Annotated in this window: 20 protein-coding genes, 1 rRNA gene, 1 pseudogene and 2 riboswitches; of the genes and pseudogenes, 15 read left to right on the forward strand and 7 right to left on the reverse strand. The window is 72.3% G+C overall.

Annotated elements, in window-relative coordinates; genetic code table 11:
• The 12 genes from rrf to ACZ6EM_RS32685 form a co-directional block, all read left to right on the forward strand.
• Window positions 1-87, forward strand: a 5S ribosomal RNA gene (gene rrf, locus ACZ6EM_RS32630); the annotation flags it as partial.
• A 99-nt stretch (window positions 88-186) separates the two neighbouring features.
• Entirely contained in the window at window positions 187-807 is a 621-nt protein-coding gene (locus ACZ6EM_RS32635; protein WP_465773954.1) for a CDP-alcohol phosphatidyltransferase family protein, read from the forward strand.
• A gap of 124 nt (window positions 808-931) precedes the next feature.
• Window positions 932-3427: a sugar phosphate nucleotidyltransferase gene (locus tag ACZ6EM_RS32640; RefSeq protein WP_401046365.1), complete on the forward strand. Its 2496-nt coding sequence runs from the start codon at window positions 932-934 to the stop codon at window positions 3425-3427.
• A 192-nt stretch (window positions 3428-3619) separates the two neighbouring features.
• Window positions 3620-4708, forward strand: coding sequence for a DUF881 domain-containing protein (locus ACZ6EM_RS32645; RefSeq protein WP_465773955.1), 1089 nt, complete (start codon window positions 3620-3622; stop codon window positions 4706-4708).
• Window positions 4705-5037, forward strand: coding sequence for a small basic family protein (locus ACZ6EM_RS32650; RefSeq protein WP_030062488.1), 333 nt, complete (start codon window positions 4705-4707; stop codon window positions 5035-5037). The genes ACZ6EM_RS32645 and ACZ6EM_RS32650 overlap by 4 nt, the downstream gene beginning before the upstream one ends.
• 109 nt (window positions 5038-5146) lie before the next feature.
• Window positions 5147-6259 carry a DUF881 domain-containing protein gene (locus ACZ6EM_RS32655; protein ID WP_465773956.1) on the forward strand — a complete coding sequence of 371 codons (1113 nt, stop codon included), beginning with the start codon at window positions 5147-5149 and terminating at the stop codon, window positions 6257-6259.
• A gap of 229 nt (window positions 6260-6488) precedes the next feature.
• Window positions 6489-7370: an FHA domain-containing protein gene (locus ACZ6EM_RS32660; protein WP_359915009.1), complete on the forward strand. Its 882-nt coding sequence runs from the start codon at window positions 6489-6491 to the stop codon at window positions 7368-7370.
• A gap of 179 nt (window positions 7371-7549) precedes the next feature.
• Window positions 7550-8245: a transcriptional regulator FtsR gene (ftsR, locus tag ACZ6EM_RS32665; protein WP_359915026.1), complete on the forward strand. Its 696-nt coding sequence runs from the start codon at window positions 7550-7552 to the stop codon at window positions 8243-8245.
• A 97-nt stretch (window positions 8246-8342) separates the two neighbouring features.
• The gene (locus tag ACZ6EM_RS32670) at window positions 8343-8819 is read left to right on the forward strand and encodes a bifunctional nuclease family protein (RefSeq protein ID WP_224276619.1); all 477 of its coding nucleotides are present in this window, start codon (window positions 8343-8345) and stop codon (window positions 8817-8819) included.
• A gap of 223 nt (window positions 8820-9042) precedes the next feature.
• Entirely contained in the window at window positions 9043-9687 is a 645-nt protein-coding gene (locus ACZ6EM_RS32675) for a MerR family transcriptional regulator (RefSeq protein WP_401046369.1), read from the forward strand.
• Window positions 9688-9781: 94 nt separating this feature from the next.
• Window positions 9782-10504 carry a SanA/YdcF family protein gene (locus tag ACZ6EM_RS32680; protein WP_465773957.1) on the forward strand — a complete coding sequence of 241 codons (723 nt, stop codon included), beginning with the start codon at window positions 9782-9784 and terminating at the stop codon, window positions 10502-10504.
• A gap of 66 nt (window positions 10505-10570) precedes the next feature.
• Entirely contained in the window at window positions 10571-11986 is a 1416-nt protein-coding gene (locus ACZ6EM_RS32685; RefSeq protein WP_380548855.1) for a DNA polymerase IV, read from the forward strand.
• A gap of 141 nt (window positions 11987-12127) precedes the next feature.
• Here the strand turns inward: ACZ6EM_RS32685 and ACZ6EM_RS32690 are convergent, their stop codons facing one another.
• The 3 genes and pseudogenes from ACZ6EM_RS32690 to ACZ6EM_RS32700 form a co-directional block, all read right to left on the reverse strand.
• Window positions 12128-13624, reverse strand: a complete 1497-nt coding sequence (locus ACZ6EM_RS32690; RefSeq protein WP_465773958.1) for an MFS transporter — start codon at window positions 13622-13624, stop codon at window positions 12128-12130.
• A gap of 201 nt (window positions 13625-13825) precedes the next feature.
• Complete coding sequence (locus ACZ6EM_RS32695) at window positions 13826-14545, reverse strand: DUF2382 domain-containing protein (protein WP_465773973.1); 720 nt, start codon at window positions 14543-14545, stop codon at window positions 13826-13828.
• 147 nt (window positions 14546-14692) lie between these two features.
• Window positions 14693-15076 (reverse strand): annotated as a pseudogene (locus ACZ6EM_RS32700) (PRC-barrel domain-containing protein); the annotation flags it as partial.
• A gap of 226 nt (window positions 15077-15302) precedes the next feature.
• Window positions 15303-15406, forward strand: a riboswitch (glycine riboswitch).
• A gap of 1 nt (window position 15407) precedes the next feature.
• A riboswitch (glycine riboswitch) is annotated at window positions 15408-15540 on the forward strand.
• A gap of 103 nt (window positions 15541-15643) precedes the next feature.
• Here ACZ6EM_RS32700 and gcvP point away from each other — a divergent pair.
• Window positions 15644-18544: an aminomethyl-transferring glycine dehydrogenase gene (gcvP, locus tag ACZ6EM_RS32705; protein ID WP_380352369.1), complete on the forward strand. Its 2901-nt coding sequence runs from the start codon at window positions 15644-15646 to the stop codon at window positions 18542-18544.
• A gap of 120 nt (window positions 18545-18664) precedes the next feature.
• Here gcvP and ACZ6EM_RS32710 read toward each other — a convergent pair whose 3' ends face one another.
• Both ACZ6EM_RS32710 and ACZ6EM_RS32715 read right to left on the reverse strand, forming a co-directional pair.
• Complete coding sequence (locus ACZ6EM_RS32710) at window positions 18665-18856, reverse strand: DUF5999 family protein (RefSeq protein ID WP_188300053.1); 192 nt, start codon at window positions 18854-18856, stop codon at window positions 18665-18667.
• 456 nt (window positions 18857-19312) lie between these two features.
• Window positions 19313-19885 carry a hypothetical protein gene (locus ACZ6EM_RS32715; protein WP_401045563.1) on the reverse strand — a complete coding sequence of 191 codons (573 nt, stop codon included), beginning with the start codon at window positions 19883-19885 and terminating at the stop codon, window positions 19313-19315.
• Window positions 19886-20263: 378 nt separating this feature from the next.
• Between ACZ6EM_RS32715 and ACZ6EM_RS32720 the strand changes: the two genes are divergently transcribed.
• Window positions 20264-21769 (forward strand): glutamate-cysteine ligase family protein, encoded by a 1506-nt coding sequence (locus ACZ6EM_RS32720; protein ID WP_401045569.1) that lies wholly within the window; start codon window positions 20264-20266, stop codon window positions 21767-21769.
• 106 nt (window positions 21770-21875) lie between these two features.
• Complete coding sequence (locus ACZ6EM_RS32725) at window positions 21876-22664, forward strand: CPBP family intramembrane glutamic endopeptidase (protein ID WP_380352367.1); 789 nt, start codon at window positions 21876-21878, stop codon at window positions 22662-22664.
• On the opposite strand, the gene ACZ6EM_RS32730 is transcribed toward ACZ6EM_RS32725, so the two are convergent.
• Window positions 22642-23169: an HAD domain-containing protein gene (locus ACZ6EM_RS32730; protein WP_359907848.1), complete on the reverse strand. Its 528-nt coding sequence runs from the start codon at window positions 23167-23169 to the stop codon at window positions 22642-22644. The two genes, ACZ6EM_RS32725 and ACZ6EM_RS32730, sit on opposite strands and share 23 nt — an antisense overlap.
• Window positions 23170-23269: 100 nt before the next feature.
• Window positions 23270-24538 (reverse strand): MFS transporter, encoded by a 1269-nt coding sequence (locus ACZ6EM_RS32735; protein ID WP_401045559.1) that lies wholly within the window; start codon window positions 24536-24538, stop codon window positions 23270-23272.
• Window positions 24539-24627 lie beyond the last annotated feature (89 nt).

Consider the following 24627-nt stretch of genomic DNA (forward strand, 5'->3'; position numbering starts at 1 on the left):
GGTTACATTCCGAACCCGGAAGCTAAGCCTTACAGCGCCGATGGTACTGCAGGGGGGACCCTGTGGGAGAGTAGGACGCCGCCGAACAATTATTCTAGAGAAGCCCCCGCCGGGTGAACCGGTCGGGGGCTTCTCTGTTGTAGGGTCAACATGCAATTGTCGTAGCACGGGACAGGAGGCCCCCGGGTGGAGGTCCAGGAGACGCGGGTCCAGACCGATCGCGTCCTCACCATCCCCAACATGCTGAGCATGGGCCGGCTGGTCGGTGTTCCGCTCTTTCTCTGGCTCATTCTGTGGCCGGTGTTCGACGGGCCCAACAATGACGGTTGGGCGCTGTTGATCCTGATGCTGAGCGGGATCAGCGACTACCTGGACGGGAAGCTCGCCCGGCGGTGGGGGCAGATCAGCCGGGTGGGGCAGCTGCTCGATCCGCTGGCCGACCGGCTCTATGTGCTGTCCACGCTGGTCGGATTGACCTGGCGTGAGATTCTGCCGTGGTGGCTCACCGCGATCCTGTTGGCCCGTGAGGTATTCATCGCCGCGCTGCTGCCGATTCTGAACCGGCACGGCTACGGACCGCTCCAGGTGAGTTTCCTGGGCAAGGCGGCGACCTTCAATCTGATGTACGCCTTTCCGCTTCTGCTGCTCGGCAGCGTGGACAGCTGGATCGCCCGGCCGGCCGAGGTGGTGAGCTGGGGGTTCATCTGGTGGGGGACGACGCTGTACTGGTGGGCCGCGATTCTTTACGCGGTTCAGGCGCGGCGGATCGTCCGGGCGAGCACCGCGGGCTCCGCGTCCACAGTCTGAGACGTGATCTGAGAGAAGCCCCACGCCTCATCGGTGCGTCGGACGATACCTTCCGGGTAGAGAACCTTCTGGAACGCTTTGATGGACCTGTTGGTCCACCACCGCGAAGGAGGACGCACCCGTAATGAAAGCCGTTGTAATGGCAGGGGGCGAGGGCACCCGACTCCGCCCGATGACCTCCAGCATGCCGAAGCCGCTGCTTCCGGTCGCCAATAGGCCGATCATGGAGCACGTGCTTCGGCTGCTGAAGCGGCACGGCCTCTCCGACACCGTCGTCACCGTGCAGTTCCTGGCGTCGCTGGTCAAGAACTATTTCGGTGACGGCGAAGAGCTGGGCATGCATCTGACCTATGCCCACGAGGAGACGCCACTGGGCACTGCGGGGAGTGTCAAGAACGCCGAGGACGCGCTCAAGGACGATTCCTTTCTGGTGATCTCCGGTGACGCGCTGACCGACTTCGATCTCTCGGAATTGATCGACTTTCACCGCAGCAAGAACGCTCTGGTCACCGTCTGTCTCACGAGAGTGCCGAATCCACTGGAGTTCGGCATCACGATCACGGACGACGAGGGGAGGGTCGAGCGTTTCCTGGAGAAGCCGACCTGGGGGCAGGTCTTCTCCGACACGGTGAACACCGGCATCTACGTGATGGAGCCCGAGGTCTTCGACTACGTGGCGGCGGGTGAGTCCGTCGACTGGTCGAGTGACGTCTTCCCACAGCTGTTGAAGGAGGGCAAGCGGGTCTACGGCTACGTCGCCGAGGGCTACTGGGAGGACGTGGGCACCCACGAGAGCTACGGCAAGGCCCAGGCCGACGTCCTGGAGGGGAAGGTCGACGTCGAGCTGGACGGATTCGAGATCTCCCCGGGCGTCTGGGTCGCCGAGGGCGCCGAGGTGGATCCGGACGCGGTGCTGCGCGGGCCGCTGTACATCGGGGACTACGCCAAGGTCGAGGCCGGGGTGGAGATCCGCGAGCACACCGTGCTGGGCAGCAACGTGGTCGTCAAGCGCGGCGCGTTCCTGCACAGGGCGGTGGTGCACGACAACGTCTACGTCGGGCCGCAGAGCAACCTGCGGGGCTGCGTGGTCGGCAAGAACACCGATGTGATGCGGGCCGCGCGGATCGAGGACGGCGCGGTGATCGGGGACGAATGCCTGGTCGGCGAGGAGTCGATCATCGGGGCGAACGTCCGGGTCTACCCGTTCAAGACCATCGAGGCCGGCGCCGTCGTCAACACCTCGGTGATCTGGGAGTCGCGCGGTCAGGAGCACCTGTTCGGGGTGCGCGGCGTTTCGGGCATCCTGAACGTCGAGATCACCCCGGAGCTGGCCGTGCGGCTGGCGGGGGCGTACGCGACGACGCTGAAGAAGGGCGCCACCGTCACCATCGCGCGTGACCACTCGCGTGGTGCGCGTGCGCTCAAACGGGCGATGATCTCGGGGCTCCAGACCTCCGCGATCGACGTCCGCGACCTGGAGAACGTGCCCATGCCGGTGGCCCGGCAGCACACGGCCCGGGGGAGCGCCGGCGGGATCTTCCTGCGGACCACGCCGGGTGTGCCGGACTCGTTGGACATCCTCTTCTTCGACGAGCGCGGGGCGGACCTCTCGCAGGCGGGCCAGCGCAAGTTGGACCGGGTCTACGCACGTCAGGAGTACCGGCGGGCGTTCCCGGGGGAGATCGGGGACCTGACCTTCCCCTCCAGCGTCTTCGACTCCTACGCGGGCAACCTGCTGCGGACGGTGGACACCACCGGGGTCCGGGAGGCCGGGCTGAAGGTGGTCGTGGACACCGCGCACGGCAGCGCGGGCCTGGTCCTGCCGAGCATCCTCGGCCGGCTCGGGGTGGAGGCGCTGACCGTCTCCACCGGGCTGGACGAGGCCAGGCCGACGGAGGACGCGGAGGAGCGCAGGGCCGGGCTGGCCAGGCTGGGCGAGCTGGTCGCCTCCTCGCGGGCGGCCTTCGGCGTCCGGTTCGACCCGGTGGGCGAGCGCGTCGCGTTCGTGGACGAGCTCGGCCGGGTGATCGACGACGACCGGGCGCTGCTGGTGCTGCTGGACCTGGTCGCGGCCGAGCGGCGCAGCGGACAGGTGGCACTTCCGGTGACCACGACCCGGATCGCCGAGCAGGTCGCGGCGTACCACGGCACCCAGGTCATCTGGACCACGACGACGCCGGACGACCTCGCGAAGGCGGCCTCCGCCGAGGGCACGGTGTTCGGCGGGGACGGGCGCGGCGGTTTCGTGGTGCCCGAGTTCAGCGGGGTGCTGGACGGCGCCGCGGCGTTCGTCCGGCTGGTCGGCCTGGTGGCGCGGACCCAGCTCACGCTGAGCCAGATCGACGCGCGGATTCCGCAGGCGCACATCCGGCGCCGGGACATCGCGACGCCGTGGGCGGCCAAGGGCATGGTCATGCGCTCGGTGGTGGAGGCGGCCGGCAGCCGTCGACTGGACACCACCGACGGCGTCCGGGTGGTCGAGGCCGACGGGCGGTGGACGCTGGTGCTGCCGGACCCGGCCGAGGCGGTCACCCACCTGTGGGCGGAGGGCCCGGATGACGAGGCCACCGAGGCGCTGCTGGACGAGTGGGCTGCCGTGGTCGACGGAGCGGGGCGGTGAGCGTCCGGGGTTGAGCACTGCCTGAGGCTCGGAACTGCCTCGAAACGGCGGGGCGCACGCTGTGATTCGTGCGCCCCGCTGTCCGTTTTCACACTGTTCGGAGCAATCCGTCACTTTCCGTCATGTGTGCAGCGTGTGTGCAGCTCAGGGGCCGTGCACGGGGCCCGTCGGCGGCGTGGGACGATGGTCTCCATGCCAGCGACGCCGACACCGAGTGCCCCGAACGGACGGTACAACCGTCCGGACGCCTCGATGTCCTTGCTGACCAATGTGATGGACCACAGCCTCGACGAGGGCTATGCGGAGGCGGCCGCCGCGCGCGGCGGAGCCCGCGACAGCCGGATACCCGGCACCTGGCAGGGGCTGCTCACGCTCGGCGCCGGGCTGGCGCTGGTCGGCGGGGTGGTGACGGTGGGCGCCGTGAACGCCCACAAGGCCGAGCCGTCGCTGGCCAAGGAGCGGGACGCGCTGATCCACCGGATCAACGACAGCAACACCTCGGCCGACCAGTTGCAGAAGCAGGTGCAGGAGCTGCGGCTCAAGGTCGACAGCACCCAGCAGCAGGCGCTCGCCTCGGGGGACGGCGATCCCGGCGGGCTGAGCGGGGCGGTGGGCCTCGGCCCGGTCGCCGGGCCGGGCCTGAAGCTGGTCCTGGAGGACGCCACGGGCACGGGCGCCGGCGGCAACGTCGACCCGCGGGCCGGGCAGGGCTTCTCCAACAGCGGACGGCTGCGGGACCGTGACCTGCAGTTGGTGGTGAACGGCCTCTGGGGATCCGGGGCCGAGGCGATCGCGATCAACGGCCAGCGGCTGACCGCGCTGTCCGCGATCCGGGCCGCCGGCGAGGCGGTGCTGGTGGACAACCGGCCGCTGGTGCCGCCGTACAGCATCCAGGCGGTCGGGGACGGCTCGAAGCTCCTCACCGCCTTCGAGAAGGACATGGCCGGGCAGTACCTGCGGCTGCTCCAGGAGCAGTACGGCATCAAGTCGACGCTCTCCGTGCAGAAGAACCTGACGCTGCCGGCGGCGGTGGGGGTGACGCTGCGGACCGCGCAGCCGGTGACGCCCGAGACCTCGCCCGCGGCCTCCCCGACGACTCCGGGCGGTACGCCGCCGACCGGATCCGGAACCCAGGAGAGCCCCGCCGCGCCCGTCTCACCATCGGCCCCGTCTTCCGCATCGGCCTCGTCGGCCGGGCCCGGCGGCACTCCCACCACCAAGCGGCGTCCGTCGACCGGACCCACCAAGACCACGACAGGGACAGGAGCAGCCAGACCGTGATTGCCGTACTGGGTCTTGTGATCGGGGTGGTCGTCGGCCTCTTCGTCCAACCCGAGGTGCCGGACGCCGTCGTGCCCTACCTGCCGATCGCGGTGGTGGCGGCGCTGGACGCCGTGTTCGGCGGTGTCCGGGCGATGCTCGACGGGATCTTCAACGACAAGGTGTTCATCGTCTCGTTCCTGTCGAACGTGGTGGTCGCGGCACTGATCGTCTTCCTTGGTGACCAGCTGGGGGTCGGCTCGCAGCTGTCCACCGGTGTGGTCGTCGTCCTCGGCATCCGCATCTTCTCCAACGCGGCCGCGATCCGGCGCCATGTCTTCCGTGCCTGAGCCGCGCCGCGAGGAGGCGGTGGCGGAGGGGCCGGAGGCGGCGGGGGTCGGTCCGGCCGCCGGGAAGCCGGGCGGGGAACCTCGGGAGGTCGTCGGTGTCAAGGCGGCTGTGAAGCCCGCCGAGAAGGCCGTGGGCACCCCCGGGCCGGAGGCGGACGGGGAGTCCGGCCCGGAAGGCCCGGAGGACCCGGCCGTGGCCGCCTCCTCGGCCGCGGGGACCGCCGCCGAGGAGGCCCAAGAGGAGAAGTCTGACGCTAAGGCTGAGCTTGAGGCCGATCCGGCGCCCGAGCCGACGCTGCGGCTCACGAAGGTCGTCGGGCCGGCACCCGTGGCCGGGATGACAGCCGGCACGACGCCGGAGGCGAAGGCCGGGCCCGTCGCCGAGGCGAAGTCCGAGCCGGTACCCGCGCCTGGCGCCGAGCCCGAGGCCGAGCCCGAGGCCGAGCCCGAGGCCGAGCCGGAAGCGGCGCCCGAGCCCGAGCCCGCATCGGACCGGAACACCGGCCGGCGGCGACTGAAGGCGGCGCTCTGGCCGCCGCGGCTGTCGCGCGGCCAGCTGGTGGTGGCGCTGCTGCTGTTCTCGCTCGGCCTGGGGCTGGCGATCCAGGTGCGGTCGACCAACGACCACCACAGCCAGCTGCGCGGGGCCCGCCAGGAGGACCTGGTGCGGATCCTCGACGAACTGGACAGCCGTCAGCAGCGTCTCCAGCAGGAGAAGGCGGAGCTGGAGCAGTCCCTGGCGAAGTTGGAGAACAGCTCCAACCAGGCCAAGGAGGCCCAGGAGCAGACCAGGAAGAAGGTGACGGAGCTCGGTGTGCTCGCCGGTACCGTCAAAGCCACTGGTCCGGGCATCGTACTCACGGTCGATGATCCCCAAGGGCAGGTGAAGGCAGATATGCTGCTGGACACCCTGCAAGAACTTCGAGCGGCGGGGGCGGAGGCGATTCAGATCAACGACGTGCGCGTGGTGGTCAACACCTACTTCACCGACCTGTCGGGCGGTGGAGTGCAGATCGACGGGAAGAAGGTCTCGCAGCCCTACCGCTTCACGGTCGTGGGGAACCCGCAGGATCTGACACCCGCGCTGAACATCCCGGGAGGTGTCGTCCGCACGCTGGAGAGCCACCAGGCGCGGGCGACGATCGCCCAGCAGCAGAAGGTGGTCGTCGACGCCCTCGTGGACCCGAAGTCGCCGCAGTACGCCAAGCCGGCTCCGAAGTGACGGGGCGCCCGACGAACGGCCCGTCAAGTGCGGGCGGCACCCGCCGGGGGACGCCGCCGTCGCATGGGCGAGACTGGTTCGCACCAGTACGCTCCGGAGCAACAACCGCAGTACCGACCGCCGGAGTACCGCTCCGGCGATCCCGAGCCGCAACGACCGGGCTCGCAGCATGTCCGAGGTTCTCACCCTGCCCCGCGGGCGGGTCTGTCACACGCAAGGGGATTCGCCCGTGAGTTTCTTCTCGAAGTTGTTCGGTCGCAACAAGGGCCGTGACGCGGCCGCCGTCGAGGCGCCCACCGCGCGTCACCGCCGACCGGAGGACGAGCCCGCAGTGCCGGGCATGCGTCCGGCCCCCGAGGCCGCGCCGTACGCAGGTCAGCAGCTGTACCGGGACGGCGGCGCCGCCCAGTACGCGGGGAATCCGGCGGGCTACGGCGCGTCGGTTGACCCCTCCGGTGAGCCGCGCATAGGTTTCCCGTCAGGACCCTCAACCTCTGGTGGAGGGTTTGCCCCGGATCCGTACGCCGGGCACAACCCGTCGGGTGTGCCGCGCCAGGAGGCTGTGAACATGGCTGGCCCCACTCCGTGCCCCAGGTGCGGCAACCAGAACCCGGCCTCGGCCCGGTTCTGTTCCAACTGCGGCACGGCGCTGCGCGGCGGCCTGCTCCCGGAGGGGGCGGCGGAGACCACGTCGACCATCTCCATCTCCGGCCTGGAGTCGTACGACCCCACCACCACGACCGGCACCGGCGCCACGCCGGCCCTGTCGGCCGAGGTGCTGTCGGCGATCGACGCGCTGCCGCCGGGCTCGGCCCTGCTGATCGTGCAGCGCGGTCCGAACTCCGGCAGCCGCTTCCTGCTGGACTCGGACATCACCACGGCGGGTCGTCACCCGCAGGGTGACATCTTCCTGGACGACGTCACGGTCTCGCGCCGCCACGTGGAGTTCCGCCGCACCCCGGCCGGCTTCAGCGTCGCGGACGTGGGCAGCCTCAACGGCACCTACGTGAACCGGGAGCGGATCGACGAGGTGTCGCTGAACAACGGCGACGAGGTGCAGATCGGGAAGTACCGGCTGGTGTTCTTCGCCGGCCACAACCGGGGGTACTGAAAGCGACGTCGGCAGGAGCCCGAGTGAATACGAATACCCCTTCCTCTTCTCTCGGGGCGGCCACCCCCATCCCGTCCGGTCCGCAGGCGGACCGCGGCGGGCGCGGGGTGGTCGCGGGCCCGCGGCAGCCGCTCCGGAGCGAGCGGCCCGCCGGGCGGCGGCGCGGCGGTGACGAACTGCTGAGCATCGGCGCGGTGCTGGCCTTCCTGCGCGACGACTTCCCCGAGGTCACCATCTCCAAGATCCGCTTCCTGGAGGCGGAGGGGCTGGTCGAGCCGCAGCGCACGCCTTCGGGGTACCGCAAGTTCAGCCCGGCCGACGTCGAGCGGTTGGCCTACGTCCTGCGCATGCAGCGGGACCACTACCTGCCGCTGCGGGTGATCCGGGAGCACCTGGACGCGATCGAGCGCGGCGAGAACCCTCCCGCGCTGCCCTCCGCCGCCGACACCCGGCCCGGGCCGCTGGAGGAGGCGGACCGGGAGCTGGTGGCCGCCGGCGAGGTGCCCTCCGGCGTCCGGCTGGGGCGTGCCGAGCTGCTCGCGGCGGCCGAGGCGGGGGAACCCGAGCTGGCCGAGTGGGAGTCCTACGGGCTGGTCGCCGCGGGCCCGGACGGCGGCTACGACGGCGAGGCGCTCCAGGTGGCCCGACTGGTCGCGGAGCTCGGCCGGTACGGCCTGGAGCCCCGGCACCTGCGCGCCATGAAGGCCGCGGCGGACCGCGAGATCGCGCTGGTGGAGCAGGTGGTGGCGCCGCTGCGCCGGCACCGGAACCCGCAGACCAGGGCGCACGCGGAGGCCACCGCCCGGGAACTCGCGACCCTGTCGGTGCGGCTGCACGCGGCGATGGTCCAGGCCGGTCTGCGGTCCCGCGGATAGCGGCCGTGGTATTTCGGCGGCACCGGCTGCACCGCGCTGACCAGCGGCGTCGGCTCTGCGCTTTCATATCCGGGAGCGGAGCCATAGGGTTGCGTGTGTGAATGAGCTCGACGTCGTGGGTGTCCGAGTGGAGATGCCTTCCAACCAGCCGATCGTGCTGCTGCGGGAGGTCGGGGGAGATCGCTACCTGCCGATCTGGATCGGCCCCGGCGAGGCGACCGCGATCGCCTTCGCCCAGCAGGGCATGACGCCGGTGCGCCCGTTGACGCACGACCTCTTCAAGGACGTCCTGGAGGCGCTCGGCCAGCAGCTCACCGAGGTGCGGATCACCGACCTGCGGGAGGGCGTGTTCTACGCCGAGCTGGTGTTCTCCGGCGGGGTCGAGGTGAGCGCCCGGCCGTCCGACGCCATAGCGCTGGCGCTGCGCACCGGCACACCGATCTACGGGAGCGAGGAGGTGCTCGCCGAGGCGGGCATCGCGATCCCGGACGAGCAGGAGGACGAGGTCGAGAAGTTCCGCGAGTTCCTCGACCAGGTGTCGCCCGAGGACTTCGGGGGCAGCGGTCCGCAGTAGCGGGGACCGGCCGTGCGGCCGTGTGGCCGACCGTTTTGCCAAAATCCGTCCATCTACCCACACTAGGGGCACGAAAAACCACTCTCCTGAGTGATGTGGTTTGTCTGACCCGGCGTGGCGATCGTTGACGGGTCATAGGGGACTGCCTACCGTCAGGAGTGGCTGTCCGGGTGGCCGATGCCCGCAGTCGGGTTGCCCGCAGCACAAGTGGACGGAGGCAGGCATGAGCAGCACCGGCGATGACGCGGCCGCAGGAGGCCGGTGCGCCGTGCACATGCCGCGCACCGCTCGCACCGTCACGGATCTCCCCCGGATGGGCAGGTTCCCGGCCGTACAACCGGGCCAGCCGGCCATCGAGCGGCTGGCCCCGACGTCCGACCTGCTCGGCTTCCGCGGCCCGACGGCCTGCGCGGCGGCCGGCATCACCTACCGCCAGCTGGACTACTGGGCCCGCACCGGACTGCTGGAGCCCAGCGTCCGCACCGCGTACCCGTCGACCAGCCAGCGGCTCTACAGCTTCCGCGACATCCTGCTGCTGAAGATCGTGAAGCGGCTGCTCGACGCGGGTGTCTCGCTGCAGAACATCCGGGTGGCGGTCGCCCACCTCCAGGCCGCCGACCAGGCCGACCTGGCCGGGCTGACGCTGATGTGCGACGGCGCGACGGTGTACGAGTGCACCACGCCGCAGCAGGTGGTGGACCTGCTGAAGGGCGGTCAAGGAGTCTTCGGCATCGCGGTGGGAGCGGTCTGGCGGGAGCTGGAACTCACCCTCGGCCGGCTGCACGCCGAGCGCACCGACACCGGCGAGACCCTGGTCGGGCACGACCCGGCCGACGAGCTGGCCCAGCGGCGCAACCGGGCGGTCTGAGCAGGCGTTCGACGGGGCCGCGGGCCCGGACGGGGAACCGTTCGGACCCGCGGCCTCGTCGTGTTGCCTGGTTGACGGGATCGAGGGAGGGCACGTGGAGGTCGGCACCGGGATATCGGGGCTGCTGCGGCGCAGGGCCGGGCTGCTGAGGACGCGGCTGCGGCAGCGGCGGACGCAGCGGAGGGTGTTCCAGGCCGGAACGGTGCTCTGCTCGCTCGCGCTGGCGCCGAGCGCCTGGGTGTGGTTCGCCGCCGGGGACCGGGTGGGCACGGTGGAGAGCGCACCTTCCGCGCCGGTCGCCGTGGTCTTCGGCGCCGGGCTGTACCAGGGCAAGCCCTCCGCGTACCTGGAGCACCGGCTGGTCGCGGCGGTGGACCTGTACCGGGAGGGGAAGGTGCAGGCGATCCTGGTGACCGGGGACAACGGGCGGGTCGAGTACGACGAGCCCGACGCGATGTACACCTACCTGACCCAGCACGGGGTGCCCGAGGACCGGGTGGTCCGCGACTACGCGGGCTTCGACACCTGGGACTCCTGCACCCGGGCGCGCCGGATCTTCGGGGTGGACCACGCGGTGCTGGTCAGCCAGGACTTCCACGTCCGCCGCGCGCTGGCCCTGTGCGAGGCGGCGGGCATCCGCTCCTACGCCGTCGGGGTGCCGGAGCTGCACGACGCGACCTGGCTGTACGGCGGGCTGCGGGAGGTCGCCGGGGCGGGCAAGGCGGCGGCCAACGCCTGGCTGCGGCCGGACCCGCTGTTCCTGGGGCCCCAGGAGGACGGCATCCCGAAGGCGCTGGCGGAGGCGGCGAAGCGGTAGCCCCCGGGCGCGGGCCGTCCGGCCGGGTTCGCACGCACTGTCGGACCCGTACGCGATGATCGGCGGGTGCGATCTCTGCCGAGCATCATCCACCTCGACATGGACGCCTTCTTCGCGGCGGTGGAGCAGGCGGCCAAGCCGAGCCTGCGCGGCAAGCCGGTGGTCGTCGGCGGGCTCGGCGGACGCGGGGTGGTCTCCACGGCCTCGTACGAGGCGCGCAGGTTCGGGGTGCACTCGGCGATGCCGATGGCGCAGGCGCGCCGGCTCTGCCCCAACGCCGCCTTCCTGTCGGGGCGGTTCGAGGCCTACCGGCAGAACAGCGAGATCGTGATGGGGCTGCTGCGGCAGCTCTCCCCGCTGGTGCAGCCGCTCAGCCTGGACGAGGCCTTCGTGGACCTGGAGGCCGGTCCGTACGGACCGGCGCTGCTGGAGGCGGACCACGAGACCGGCGAGCGGCTGGTGCTGGCGCTGGCGGAGGACCTGCGGGCGGACATCCAGCGGCTGACCGGGCTGACCGGATCGGTCGGGGCGGCCGGGTCCAAGCTGATGGCCAAGATCGCCTCCGAGCAGGCCAAACCGGACGGGCTGGTGATGGTCGAGCCCGGGCAGGAGCGGGCCGTGCTCGGCCCGATGCCGGTGCGGGCGCTGCCCGGGATCGGGCCGGCCACCGAGCAGGTGCTGCGCCGGGCCGGGCTGAACACGGTGGCCGACCTCGCGGAGGCGGGGGAGGCGGAGCTGGTGCAGCTGGTCGGGCGGGCGCACGGCGCGGGGATCTTCCAGATGTCCACGGGGCTGGACGAACGGCCGGTGATCGCCGACCAGGACGCCAAGTCCGTGTCGGTGGAGGACACCTACGAGGTGGACCTGGCCGACCGGGAGCGGGTGCTGCGCGAGGTGGAGGCGCTGGCCGGGCGGTGCGTGCGGCGGCTGCGGGCGGCCGGGCGCTCCGGACGGACGGTCGTGCTCAAGGTCCGGCGGTTCGACTTCTCGACGCTGACCCGCTCGGAGACGCTGGGCGGGCCCACCGACGACGAGACGGTGATCACCGCGACCGCGCGCCGGCTGGCCGAGCAGGTCGACATCACCGGCGGGGTCCGGCTGCTCGGCGTGGGTGTCGCCCAACTCGCCGACTACACCCAGGAGGACCTGTTCGCCCAGGCGCTGCGGGAGGAGGCCGCGGAGCACGCGGAGGCGGCGGCCGAGACCGAGGAGGCCGCGGAGGAGCCGGAGGCCGTCGTGGTGCGGCGCTGGATGCCCGGGCAGGACGTCCGGCACGCGGAGTACGGACCGGGCTGGGTGCAGGGCAGCGGCGTCGGGAGGGTCACCGTACGGTTCGAGACGCCGTGGAGCGAGCGCGGGCGGGTGCGGACCTTCGCGGTGGACGACCCGGCGCTCGAACCCTCCCGGCCGCTGCCGCTGCGCCGGGACGAGGGGGCGGATGGAGCGCCGGACGAGGGCGGCGGTCCGGCGGAGGGCGCCTGAAACGCGAAGCGGCCCCACCCGGTGGGGGAGTACCGGGTGGGGCCGATCACCGTGCCGGACCCCGTACGTTCGTGATGCCCTCGCGACGTACGGAGGCCGGGCCCCGCGCCCTGTCCCTGAGCGCGGGGGCCGGACGCCCTGTCAGGCGTCGGTCTTGACCAGCTCGGGGCTGGAGTCCTGCTGGGCCGCGCCGCCGGCGACCGTCGCGGTGGCGGCCGCGGTGCCGCCGCGGATCAGGAACGGGACGACGCCGGCGACGGCGCAGATGACGGCCGCGGTCCAGAACGCATGCTTGTAGGCGTCCAGGGTGGGCAGCGAGAGCGGGATCTGCGGCGGCAGCTTCATGGTGTCGCCGGTCAGGATGGCGGCCATGACAGCGGTGCCGATCGCGCCACCGACCGTGCGCAGCACGGAGTTCATGCCGTTGGCGATGCCGCTCTGCTCGACCGGGACGGCGCCGTTGATGTAGGCCGGCATCGCGGCGAAGGCGAGGCCGACGCCGAGACCGAAGATCGCCGAGGCGGTGTAGATGTCGCCCTCGTGCCCGTGGCGCACGGCCAGGTAGGCCATCGCGACGGCGCCGAGGACGCCACCGAGGACCAGCGGCAGACGCGGGCCGCGACGGGCGATCAGCAGGGCGCCGACCGGGGCGGCGACCATCGAGCCGATCGCGGACGGCAGCAGCAGGAGGCCGGCGTGCAGCACGCTGGCGGTGAAGCCGTAGTGGGTCAGCTTCTCCGGGGTCTGGGCGAAGTTGCTGATGACCATGAAGGAGCCGTACATGCCGAAGCCGATGAGCAGGCCGGCCACGTTGGTGAAGGCGACGGCCGGACGGGCCATCATCTTCATGTCCACGAGCGGGTGCGCGACCTTGGTCTCGATGATCCCCCAGACCAGGGCGACCACGGCGGCGACGGCGAACAGGCCGAGCGTCTTGGTGGAGGTCCAGCCCCAGTGGTTGCCCTGGCTGACCGCGACCAGCAGCGCGGAGAGCCAGCCGGCCAGGGTGAGGGCGCCGAGCGGGTCGGCGCCGCCCTCCTTGTCGGTGACCGGGTCGGTCGGGACGCGGAAGGCGACCAGGGCGATCGCGATCAGGCCGAAGACCAGGCCCATCCAGAAGATCGACTTGTAGTCCCAGTGCTCCAGCAGGAGGCCGGTGGCGACCAGGCCGAGGCCGGAGCCGACGCCCATCGAGGCGCTGATGGCGGCGACGCCGCCGGTCACCTTCCGCTTGGGCAGCTCGTCCCGGACGATGCTGATCGCCAGCGGCAGGACGCCACCGCCGGCGCCCTGGAGGACACGGGCGACGACCAGCCAGGTGAAGGAGTGGGTGCTGACCGCCAGCGCCGAACCGGCGACCAGGCCGGCCAGCGAGATCAGCAGCATCGGCTTGCGGCCCCGGAGGTCGCCGAAGCGGCCCAGGAGGGGAGTCAGCACGGCTGCGGAGAGCAGGTTGGCGGTCATCAGCCAGGTGATGCTGGAGGCGGAGACGCTCAGTTCCTTGGCCAGCGAGGGCAGGATCGGGACGACCGCGGTCTGCACCACGCTGAACGACAGCATCGCCAGGATGAGGGCCGGCAGGACCCGGGCGCTGCTCTGCTTCTCGGCCGCGGTGGTGGGCTGTGGTGCCTCACTCACGGTTGCTTCCTCCCGTACATAGTGAATGAACTGAAGTAACCATGCAGGGAGATACTTCAGAGTGTCAAATATCGAGTGGTTAAGCTTTGGCAAAGACGAACGGTCGGGTACGCGACAAGGGCGGTCGGGCGCCCGGTCGGGCGCGCGACCAGGGCCCCGGACGGTGTCCGGGGCCCTGGTCGCGGGGCGTTGCCCCCGCGGTCAGACGAGCGGCCGCAGGCCGGCCGGCCGGGGCGCCTCGTGGGCCATGTCACGGGCCACGTCGGGGGACGCGCTGGAGGGCGGGGCGGAGGAAGGGGCGGGGGTGGCCGAGGCGGTGGGCCGGGTGGCGGTGGCGTCGTGGACCTCGACGTTCTCGCGGCGGAGTTCCTCCCGGACCACCTCCTCGGTCGTGTACCGCTCGACGATCAGGCGGACCCGCTCGACGGGGGCGAGGTACTTGCGCACCACCGCGCGTTCCTCGCGGAGGGTCACCTCCTCGACGGCCTCGGAGATCTCCTTCTCGGTGAGCGTGGCGCGTTCGGCGTCGCTGATCGGCGTCCGCTCGACCCGGACGCGCTCGCGGACCACCGGGATGCGGCGCTCCACCTGTTCGGTCGTCACGTACTTGCGCAGCTTCGCGGTACCGAGGGTGTGCCACTCGGTGGTGATCTCCAGTCGCTCCTCGCGGCAGGTGACCTCGACCGGGCTGCTGGGGGCGGACGAGGAGGCGTCGGCGTTCGCGGCGGCGGTGACGGTCGCGGCCGCGGTGGTGGTGGCCATCGGGGCAAGCGTGGGGACGGGCGTGGCGGCGGGCTGCGGCTTCGGCTCCACGACAGGGGCGGTGGAGGCGGTGGTGGCGGCGGGTGCGGCGGGTGCGGCGAAGCCGGGCTCGGCCGGCGGGGAGGCCGTGGGGGCCGCGGGGGTGCTGAGGGTCCGCATGTCGGCCTCCGGGGCGCTCCTGGTGGTGTCGGCGGCAGCGGGGGTCCTGGCCGGTGGGGGTTCGGGGGAGTGCTCGGGTGACCGCTCGGGGGTGTGGAAGGTGAGCGACTTGGCCGGGGCCGCCGCGGTCGTCGTGGCGGCGGCCGCCGCCGTGGTGCCGAAGTCGAGGTCGGGCTGCCTGGGCCGGCTCCCGTTCTCGCCGTTCGGGCGGCTGTCCATCGGGGTGTCGAGCCCGTAGTAGCGGTAGAGCTGGAGTTCCTGGGCGGGGGACAGGTGCTGGCCGACGCCGAAGTCCGGCGACTCCTTCACCAGCGACTTGTCGTACGGCACCCGGAGCTCGTCGCCGGCGAACTCGCTCGTGGTCAGCGGGACGAAGGCGTCCCGGCCGAAGATGCCGGTCCGGACCGCGGCCCACTCGGGCCGGCCGGTGGCGTCGTCCAGGTAGACCTCGTCGACCGTGCCGATCTTGTCTCCGTTGCGGTCGACGGCTTTGTGGCCGATGAGGTCCCGGGGGTCGATGTCCGTCTGCACTTCTTTCCTCCCGCGCGCTGAACCTGCGGAACTCCCGCAGGAAGGCGGCCGGAGCACCCGATTCCGTCCGCCACTTCACACCAAAAGCCATGAATCGGACGAGCGCGACCCCGGGTGCGCCGTCCGGGGTCGGCGCTGGACCGTCCGGGGGACGCGCGTAGACCTCCAGTGACCAGACACACCCGTGATCGGGGGGCCTCCCGCTGGTACCCTGGGCGGCGACCGCAGAGCCCGCTCGGGAGAGTCTCCGATCACGAAAACCGCTGGTCGGAGCGCCGAAGGAGCAACTCCTCCCCGGAATCTCTCAGGCATCCGTACCGTGTGGGGTAGGTCACTCTGGAAAGCAGGGCAGGAGCGTCGGCACGGAAGCCGGCGATCACCACCCTCACCGACGGTGCAAGCCGGCGGAGCGCCCACAGCGCTCCGTGCGGGTGAAGCTCTCAGGTCCCGATGACAGAGGGGGAGGCCTGTCGGGTCCGCGCGCCCAGGCTCGTCCGCTGCCCGCAGCGGTGGAGCCGGCCGGCGTGCGTACCCCCGCCGGTCCGTGACCAGGAGGCCTCGACCACCATGAACGCCCAGCCGAACGCGGGACGCCCCACCGGCGCCTCGACCCTCACCGAGCTTGAGCTGGCCAGCCCCTTCGAGAACCGCCACATCGGCCCCGACGCCGCCGCGCAGGAGAAGATGCTGGCGTCCGTCGGCTACGGCTCGCTGGACGAGCTCGCCGGGACCGCGGTGCCCGAGGCGATCCGCTCCATCACCGCCCTGGACCTGCCCGCGGGCCGGTCCGAGGCCCAGGTCCTCGCCGAACTGCGCGAGCTGGCCGGCCGCAACCAGGTGCTCCAGCCGATGATCGGCCTGGGCTACTACGGCACCTTCACCCCGCCGGTGATCCTGCGTAACGTCATGGAGAACCCGGCCTGGTACACCGCCTACACCCCGTACCAGCCGGAGATCTCGCAGGGGCGCCTGGAGGCGCTGCTGAACTTCCAGACCCTGGTCTCCGACCTGACCGGCCTGCCGACCTCCGGCTCCTCCCTGCTGGACGAGGGCACCGCGGCCGCCGAGGCGATGGCGCTGGCCCGCCGGGTCACCAAGGTCAAGGGCGGCGTCTTCCTGGTCGACGCCGAGACCCTGCCGCAGACCGTCGCGGTGATCAACACCCGCGCCGTGCCGACCGGCGTCGAGGTCGTCGTCGCCGACCTGTCCGAGGGCATCCCGGCCGAGATCGCCGAGCGCGGCGTCTTCGGCGTGCTGCTCCAGTACCCGGGTGCCACCGGCGTGGTCCGCGACCTCACCCCGGTGATCGAGCAGGCGCACGGCCTGGGCGCGATCGTCGCCGTCGCCGCCGACCTGCTCGCGCTGACCCTGCTCAAGTCCCCGGGCTCGCTGGGCGCCGACATCGCCTGCGGCACCTCGCAGCGCTTCGGCGTGCCGATGGGCTTCGGCGGCCCGCACGCCGGCTACCTGTCGGTGCGCGCCGAGTACGCCCGCTCGCTGCCCGGCCGCCTGGTCGGCGTCTCCGTCGACGTCGACGGCAACCGCGCCTACCGCCTGGCGCTGCAGACCCGCGAGCAGCACATCCGCCGCGAGAAGGCCACCAGCAACATCTGCACCGCCCAGGTGCTGCTCGCCGTGATGGCCTCGATGTACGCCGTCTACCACGGCCCCGACGGCCTGGCCGACATCGCCCGCCGCACCCACCGCTACGCCGCCGCCCTCGCCGAGGGCCTGCGGGCCGGCGGCGTCGAGCTGCTGCACGGCGAGTTCTTCGACACCGTCACCGCCGTCGTCCCGGGCCGCGCGGCCGAGATCGCCGCCGCCGCCCGTGCCAACGGCATCAACCTGTTCCAGGACGGCGCGGACCGGATCTCCGTCTCCACCGACGAGACCACCACCCGCGAGCACCTGGCCGGCGTCTGGGCCGCGTTCGGCGTCGAGCCGGTCGAGGTCCCCGAGACCGCCGACGCGCTGCCCGCCGCGCTGCTGCGCGAGGACGAGTACCTGACCCACCCGGTCTTCCACAGCCACCGCTCGGAGACCGCCATGCTGCGCTACCTGCGCCGCCTGTCGGACCGGGACTACGCGCTGGACCGCGGCATGATCCCGCTGGGCTCCTGCACCATGAAGCTCAACGCGACCACCGAGATGGAGGCGGTGACCTGGCCGGAGTTCGGCCAGCTGCACCCCTTCGCGCCGATCGACCAGGCCCAGGGCTACCTCACCCTGATCCGCCAGCTGGAGCAGCAGCTGGTCGAGGTCACCGGCTACGACGCCGTCTCGATCCAGCCGAACGCCGGCTCGCAGGGCGAGCTGGCCGGCCTGCTGGCCGTCCGCGCCTACCACCACGCCAACGGTGACACCCAGCGCGACGTCTGCCTGATCCCGTCCTCCGCGCACGGCACCAACGCGGCCTCCGCCGTGATGGCCGGCATGCGGGTGGTCGTGGTGAAGACCCTGGTCGACGGCGACGTGGACGTCGAGGACCTGAAGGCCAAGATCGAGCAGCACCGCGACAACCTGTCGGTGCTGATGGTCACCTACCCGTCCACCCACGGCGTGTACGAGACCCAGATCACCGACATCTGCGCCCTGGTGCACGAGGCCGGCGGCCAGGTGTACGTGGACGGCGCCAACCTGAACGCCCTGGTCGGCCTCGCCAAGCCGGGCAAGTTCGGCGCGGACGTCTCCCACCTGAACCTGCACAAGACCTTCTGCATCCCGCACGGCGGCGGCGGCCCGGGCGTCGGCCCGGTCGCGGTGCGCGCCCACCTGGCGCCGTACCTGCCGAACCACCCGCTGCAGGCGGAGGCCGGCCCGGCCACCGGCGTGGGCCCGATCTCGGCCGCGCCGTGGGGCTCGGCGGCCATCCTGCCGATCTCCTGGGCGTACGTCCGGCTGATGGGCGGCGAGGGCCTCAAGCGCGCGACCCAGGTCGCGGTGCTGAACGCCAACTACATCGCCAAGCGCCTGGCGCCGCACTTCCCGGTGCTCTACACCGGCCCGGGCGGGCTGGTCGCGCACGAGTGCATCATCGACCTGCGCCCGCTGACCAAGGAGACGGGCGTGACGGTGGACGACATCGCCAAGCGCCTGATCGACTACGGCTTCCACGCGCCGACGATGTCCTTCCCGGTGGCCGGCACGCTGATGATCGAGCCGACCGAGTCCGAGGACCTGTACGAGATCGACCGGTTCTGCGACGCGATGATCACCATCCGGGCCGAGATCGACAAGGTCGGCTCGGGCGAGTGGGCGGCCGACGACAACCCGCTGCGCAACGCCCCGCACACGGCCGCCACGCTGGCCGGCGACTGGGCGCACGGCTACTCGCGGCAGGAGGCGGTCTTCCCGGCCGGCGTGAACCCGGCGGACAAGTACTGGCCGCCGGTGAGCCGGATCGACGGCGCCTACGGCGACCGCAACCTGGTCTGCTCCTGCCCGCCGCTGGACGAGTACGGCGTCTGACCGGACCGGGCCCTCGGAGGTCCGACCCGCGCGACAGGGCCCCGGCGGAGTTTCCGCCGGGGCCCTGCCCGTGGTGCCGTCGAGTCGGCGGCTGCCCCCGCCGTACGGCCGGACGGGTGGTCAGGCCGCGTGGGCGACGGGGCGGCGCGGGGCGATCACCCGGCCGTCGGGCAGCAGCTCTCCGGTGTCCTCGAACAGGACGACGCCGTTGCAGAGCAGGCTCCAGCCCTGCTCCGGATGGCGGGCCACCGACGCGGCCGCCTCGCGGTCCTCGGACTCGGCCGATGGGCACTCAGGACGGTGCTGGCACATACGCGTACCCTCGCTTCGCTCTGCGATCCTCCCCGTGGTGCGGTCGCCGGAGGCCGTGCCGTCCGGAACCGCCGCGGTGGTCGGATCCTGTCCGCACGCCGGCCAAGTGTGGACCGGCGTTCAAGTGGGTAGGACAGGGGGTCCTTCCACGCTGGTTCCCAGTGTCGGCATCCCGGGACCCGCGCGCAGGGATTTCGTGACATGCGCCACAACTCCCGGGTAGAGATCACCCGTTCAGGTGGGGCCGACGGGAAAAGGCGCACCAGTGGGTGAGTCGGGGTATGGCCCGATGAGGCCATGCCGGATGGCCCGGACGGGTGGTCGCCGTTCGGGTGAGGAGCCGCGGGGGCGGGTGTGCCGGCAGGGCCGGGGACCGCGGGGCGCCGTGCGGGCGCGCGGGTACGGCCTCGGGCCGCCGGGCGGGTGGGCCCGGCGGCCCGAGGGGGCGTCGGTGGGTCAGGAGGAGCCGAGCAGCAGCGGCCTGGCGAGCGGGGCGCGGGCGAGCAGTGGCAGCAGTTCGGCGGCCGGGCACGCGCGGTGCGCGGTGACGCCGAGCGGGGCCGGGGCCAGCGGGATCAGCAGGTCGGCGGCCGGGTCGCCGTCGGGGCTGTGCAGCCACAGCGCCGTGGCGTACTGGCCGGGGAAGGTCAGCAGCCGCGGCTGTTGGCGGGTCCGGGAGGTCTGGGCGAGCTGCCAGGCCTCGCGCAGCGCCCGGACCGTCGAGTCGAGGTAGGGGCCCGCGGTGAAGTGGGAGAAGGTGTGGCCCTCGGCGCTCTGCACCACCTCGGCGGCGGCGGCCACCTCGGCGCCGTCCTTGATCAGGAAGCGCCAGCCGGTGCGGCGGGCGGCCGGGAGCTCCGGGCGCCCGCCGGTCAGGACGTGCACCGCGAGGGGGTGGGCGGGGAGCAGCGGGCCGGTCGGATGACGCAGTGCTGCGGCGGCGGGCTGGCGCAGCGCGGTCTCCGAGTCGAGCGCGCCCAGGACCGCGCGCAGTGCGCTCGGCGGGGGCTGGGGGGGTTGCAGAGTCATGGCGGGGTCCGCCTCTCCAAGCGAGATCGGCGTGCGAGTGCGGCATACCGGCGTGGCGGGCGACGCGTCTTCGGTGACGGGGCCCGGCAGTGTCCGGTTGTGCAGGATCGCGGTGCCGGCGCGGTCGCCGCCGTCGACGAGGGCCTTCGGGGCGAGGCGGACCGGCCGGAGCGCTGTACCAATTCGAACAGATGCACAGGGTGATCTGTTTATCACAGGCTGTGGCGCCGGGCAAGTCTACAGTTCGTCTGATTTTCCGTCAGATGCCTTGCAATGCAAGCCAGTAGGCGCATTCGGGTATCGATCTTCGAGGTGGGCATGATGGTTGCACGGTCGGTCGACCGGGTGCTCGACGGGGTGGCTCTGGAGGAGGGGACCGTGGGCGAGAAGGTCGTGGCGACTCGCGCGGAACTGGCGGACCGACACCTGTACCGGCGCAAGCTCCACGCGTGTCTCGAAGCGCTCGGACGGATGCTCCGCGAGGACCGCTTCGACCGGCCGCGGGCGGTGATGGGCCTGGAGATCGAGCTCAACCTGGCCGACGAGCAGGGCCTGCCGGCCATGAACAACGCGCAGGTGCTCAGCGCGATCGGCTCCAGCGACTTCCAGACCGAACTGGGCCGCTTCAACATCGAGGTCAACATCACGCCGCACCGGCTCTGCGGGCACGTCTTCGAGGAACTGCGCGAGGAGATCGACACCGGGCTGCGCTACGCCGACCGGCGGGCGGCCGAGGCGGGCGCCCGGATCGTCATGGTGGGCATCCTGCCGACCCTGGAACACGCCCACACCGGGCTCGACGCGATGAGCCACAACCAGCGGTACAGCCTGCTCAGCGACCAGATCCTGGCCGCCCGCGGCGAGGACATCGCCCTGGACATCGAGGGGGTCGAGCGCCTCCAGTTGGAGTCGATCACCATGGTGGCCGAGGCCGCCGCCACCTCGCTCCAGCTGCACCTCCAGGTGACCCCGGAGCGGTTCTCCTCGGTGTGGAACGCGGCCCAGGCGATCTGCGGGCCGCAGCTCGCGCTCGGCGCCAACTCGCCGTTCCTGTTCGGGCGGGAGCTGTGGCGGGAGACCCGTCCGGTGCTCTTCCAGCAGGCCTGTGACACCCGGACGGCGGAGCTCAAGGCGCAGGGCGTGCGCCCCATCACCTGGTTCGGCGAGCGCTGGGTGGACTCGGCGTACGACCTGTTCGAGGAGAACCTGCGGTACTTCCCCGCGCTGCTGCCGATCTGCGACGACGAGGACCCGCTGAAGGTGCTGGCCTCCGGCGGCGCGCCCAGGCTCGCCGAGATGCGGCTGCACAACGGCACCATCTACCGCTGGAACCGCCCGGTCTACGACATCGCGGGCGGGGTGGCGCACCTGCGGGTGGAGAACCGGGCCCTGCCGGCCGGGCCCACGGTGGCCGACACCCTGGCCAACGCCGCCTTCTACTACGGGCTGGTGCGGGTGCTCGCCGAGCAGCCCCGGCCGATCTGGACCCGGCTCCCGTTCGAACGGGCGGACGAGAACTTCCAGCAGGGCGCCCGGTACGGCATCGACGCGGTGTTCCAGTGGCCGCGCTCCGGGCGGGCCGGGCGCGGCGGCGGGCTGCAGACCGTGTCCGCCGTCGACCTGGTGCTGAACGAGCTGCTGCCGATGGCCCACCAGGGCCTCGACGAGTGGGGCGTGGAGCCCGCCGACCGGGACCGCTACCTGGGCATCATCGAGCAGCGCTGCCTGCGCCGCGCCAACGGCGCGTCCTGGCAGGTCGCGACCTTCCACCGGCTGCGCGAGCAGTACGGGATGGACCGGCCGGCCGCGCTCGCGGCGATGACCAGGCGCTACGCCGAACACATGCGCGGCGGGGAGCCGGTGCACACCTGGCCGGTGGGCTGACCCCCGGAACCCGCCTCCCCGCCGGGGCGTCCCGGCGGCTGTGTCAGGATGATCGCTCCGGCGGTCGGCCGACGGCCGGAGCGACCGCCCCTCCGCTGGAGCCCCCGTGACCACCGTCCCGACCGCGCCGGAGACCGCGAAGCCCACCCGTCGGCTGTTCGGCGCGGAACTGCTGATCGTCCTCGGCCTCTCCCTCGGGGCCAGCGGGATCAGCGCGCTGATCAGCTTCACCGGCTCGCTCACCGAACCGCTCAAGCTCGGCCAGCAGGTCGCCACGCTGAACGGCTCGCGGGCGCCCGGGCGGCCCTGGCTGGACCTCGTCTGGCAGCTGTACTACATCGGCCGCGGGCTGATGCCGGTGGTGCTGGTCGGCTACCTGCTGGTGCGCGAGGGCGTCACGCTGCGGGTGCTGGGCTTCGACCTCGGGCAGAAGCTGCGCGACCTGGGGCGGGGCGCCGCCGTCGCGGCCGCGATCGGCGGGTCGGGGCTGGCGCTCTACCTGGCCTCGCAGGCGGCCGGGTACAACCTCACGGTGGCGCCGTCCGGGCTGCCGGACGTGTGGTGGCGGGTACCGGTGCTGGTGCTGTCGGCCTGGCAGAACGCCATCCTGGAGGAGGTCGTCGTCCTCGGCTACCTGCTGCGCCGGGTGGGGCAGTTGGGGTGGTCGTGGCCCGCCGCGGTGGTGGCGAGTTCGGTGCTGCGCGGCTCGTACCACCTGTACCAGGGGGTCGGCGGGCTGATCGGCAACATGGTGATGGGCGTGGTGTTCTGCCTGCTGTACCGGCGCTGGGGGCGGGTGATGCCGCTGGTGGCGGCGCACGCGCTGATCGACACCGTGGCCTTCGTCGGGTACGCCCTGCTGGCCGGGCACGTCAGCTGGCTTCCGACCCCTTGAGCGAGAGCGCCTGGCCGCGCGGCGGACGGGCGAGCAGCCGGTCGACGTGCCGGCGTTCCAGGCCCTGGCCGGGGTCGACGGGCAGCAGCAGGCGGTCCCGGCGCCACTGGGAGCGGCGGACCAGCCGCGGCGGGATGACGTCGTCCACCCAGGCGAACGGCCGGCCGTCGGCGTAGCGCAGCAGCGGGGCCCACTTGGCGGCGGAGAACAGCTCCATCAGCGGGACGCGCGGGTCGCCGGGCTGCGGGACGTAGCCGGTGAAGGTGACCACGGGGAGCGGGTCCAGGCCGATCGCGGGGGCGATGTGGGTGTTGGCGTGCTCCTCCCAGGTGGTGGCCCAGACCAGGTCGTACGTTCCGGCGAGCTCGCGCAGCCAGGCGCCGTGCCGGGCGGACAGCAGGACGGTGTAGCCGAACAGGGTGTGGGCGTCGAACCCGGCGTCCGGGTGCGGGCAGACCGGGTTCAGGACGCCGTCGACGTCCAGGAACAGCAGTGGCTTCGGCACCGGTGGCCCCTCGGATGCGGTGGTGTTTCCTGCCTGTTCGGACGACCCTCGCACACCTCCGGTTGCCCGCGGGCGGGCGCACGCGGGGCGCACGGGGCGCTCACGGGGTGGGCGCGGGCTCGCCGACGGGCACCGGTGCGTCCGACGTGCTCCGACGGCTCAGCCGGCGGACCTGTGGGTCCAGCAGGACGACCGCGCTGAGCACCAGACAGGCGACGGCGCACGCCCAGAGCGCGCCGGACAGGCCGAGCGCCACGGCGGCGGGGCCGGCCAGCGCCGTGCCGACCGGGGCCAGCGAGTAGGAGCCGAGTTCGTCGTACGCGGACACCCGGGAGAACATCTCCTCGGGTATCTCCTGCTGGAGCGCGACCATCCAGTTGACGCTGAAGACGGTGACGCCGACGCCGGACAGGAACATCGCGACGACCAGCAGCGGCAGCGGCACCTCGGCGGCGAGGGCCACGGCGGGCACGCCGAACAGGAAGACCCCCCAGTTGCCGACCAGCAGGATCCGGCGGGGCCGCCAGCGGGTCATCAGCACGCCGGCGGCCACCAGGCCGACGCCGTAGGCGGACATCGCCAGGCCCCAGGCGCCCGCGCCGCCGAGCCGCTCCTTGGCGGCGGTCGGCCCGTACACCGACTCCACCGCGTTGATGCAGGCGACCAGCACGGAGAACTGGAGCACGATCACCCAGAGCCAGCGGCGGGAGGCGAACTCCCGCCAGCCCTCGCGCAGATCGCGCAGCATGCTGGTGCCGGTGGACGCGGGGCCCTGCTCCGGCTCCAGGAAGAAGCGGAGGGCGGCGGCGGCCAGGAAGCACAGGGCGTCCAGGGCGAGCACCCAGCCGGGGCCGACGGCGGCGGTGAGGGCGCCGCCGAGGGCGGCGCCGCCGATCTGGGAGGCGTTGAGGCCCATCCGGAAGACCGCGAAGGCGCGGGCGGCGTGCTCCTGCGGGACGGCCTGCATGATCATGCCGCCGGAGGCGGGGGAGTAGAGGGCGTAGCCGGCCCCGCCGGCCGCGGAGAGCGCCAGCATCTGCCAGAGCCGGACCTCCCCGGTCAGCACCAGGGCGGCCAGGACGGCCTGGGAGACCCCGCTGAACACATTGGCGGCGACCATGATCAGGTGGCGCGGCAGCCGGTCGGCGAGGGTGCCGCCGACCACCATGAGCAGCACGGTGGGCACCAGCCGGGCGGCGGTGACGTAGCCGACCTCGGTGGTGGTGCCGCCGGTGCCGAGCACGGCGAAGGCGGTGGCGATGGGGGCGCCGGCGTTGCCGAGGCCGCTGATCACGGTGGCGGCGGTCTGGATGCGGAAGTTGCGGCTCGCCCAGGCGAAGCGGCGCGGGGACGGGAGTGGGGTCGGCACCCGGAGACTATGCCGTGGGGCCGTACGGGTGTCCATCCGGTTTACCCGCCCGGAGGGCCCGGGGCGTGGGGTTTCGGCCGAGCCGGCCC

The sequence above is a fragment of the Kitasatospora sp. NPDC041917 genome, from assembly GCF_055589745.1.